Raw genomic sequence first — 1,565 nt, 5'->3', positions numbered from 1 at the left:
GTGGGGGGTGGGGGGGGGGGGGGGGGGGGGGGGGTGTGGGGGGGGGGCGGGGGGGCCCCCCCCCCCCGGGGGGGGGGGGGGGGTGCCGGATCGGGGGGGCGGGGGGGGTGGGGGGCGGGCCCCCGGGGCCCGCGGCCGTGCGCGCCCGGCCCCCCCCCCCCGACTCTACAAACGCAGGACCACAATGACAGCTTCACGCAAGCACCCGTTGCTACCGTGCCCGCGTGAAATGGAAACGACTGCTTGGCGGCTGCCGTGAGGCGCTGCGCACGATCGATCTGCCGTTGCTGGGCGCGTTGTTGATCCTGATGGGCGCCGGCCTGGCGGTGCTGCACAGCGTGTCCGGCCCGGTGGCCGGGCAGGCGGCACGCTTTGCCGGTGGGCTGTTGGCGATGTGGCTGCTGTCGCGTGTTTCGCTGCTGCGATTGCGTGCATGGACCCCTGCGATCTACGCGCTGTCGATGCTGCCGCTGATGGCGGTGTACGTCATCGGCACCGGCAAGTACGGGCAGCGCTGGCTGAACCTCGGCGTGTTCTACCTGCAGCCGTCCGAGCTGCTCAAGCTCAGCCTGCCGCTGATGATGGCGTGGTACCTGCATCGGCAACCACTGCCGCCCTCGCCGCGCACGGTATTGACTGCCGCGCTGCTGATCGGCATGCCGGCGGTACTGATCCTCATGCAGCCCAACCTCGGCACCGCCACGTTGGTCACTGCCAGTGGCGTGTTCGCGTTGTTGCTGGCGGGCTTGCACTGGGGCTGGTTGGCGACCGGGGCGGCAGGGCTGGCAGTGGCTGCACCCCTGGCGTGGTTCGGCTTGCTGCGGCAATACCAGAAGGATCGTGTGCTGACCTTCCTCGACCCGGCGGCCGACCCGCTTGGTACCGGCTGGAACATCCTGCAATCGCGCATCGCGATCGGTTCCGGGGGCTGGCAAGGACGTGGCTGGGGGCAGGGCACGCAGGCCACGCTGGATTTCCTGCCCGAGTACACCACCGACTTTGCGTTCTCGGTGCTGGCCGAAGAGTTTGGCTGGATCGGCGTGGCGACGCTGTTCGCGCTGTACCTGTTCGTGGTGGGGCGTTGCCTGTGGATTGCGGTGCACGCGCGCGACACGCACGCGCGATTGCTGGCCGGTAGCCTGGGGCTGGCGTTCTTCGTCTACGTGCTGGTGAACGGCGGAATGATTTCCGGCCTGCTGCCGGTGGTGGGCATTCCGATGCCGCTGATCAGTTATGGCGGGACCTCGGCGGTTTCGCTGTTGGCCGGCATCGGGCTGGTGATGGCGGTACGCGGGCATCGGCCCGTGCACGGGGGATAGCGTTTCCAGCCAACCGCGCAGCCCCCTCGTGGGTGGTGTCTGGGTGGTCGCGGAAAGCAGAAGCCGCGGGTGGGCCGGTCGGGTTGGGTACGCGGGGGACGCCGTGAATCCGTCCCTGGAGGCTTGGCAGCCGCATCCATGCGGCTGACTGATCTGGCCCCCTGAAAACGGACGCCATGAAGCCGTTTCAGGCGGCAGTCCGGAGCTGCCGGGCGTAGTTGTTAGGCGAGTGGTAGCCCAGCGCCG

1 protein-coding gene is annotated in these 1,565 nt (G+C 69.6%); it reads left to right on the top strand.

What is annotated here, in order from left to right:
- Positions 1-224 precede the first annotated feature (224 nt).
- Positions 225-1,319, top strand: a complete 1,095-nt coding sequence (gene rodA, locus WDC87_RS21780; protein ID WP_151355351.1) for a rod shape-determining protein RodA — start codon at positions 225-227, stop codon at positions 1,317-1,319.
- Positions 1,320-1,565 lie beyond the last annotated feature (246 nt).

Source organism: Stenotrophomonas maltophilia group sp. Smal12, assembly GCF_037079935.1.
Classification (GTDB): domain Bacteria; phylum Pseudomonadota; class Gammaproteobacteria; order Xanthomonadales; family Xanthomonadaceae; genus Stenotrophomonas; species Stenotrophomonas sepilia.
The sequence above is the reverse complement of the archived record's forward strand: the minus strand, read 5'-3'. Positions and strand labels throughout refer to the sequence as shown.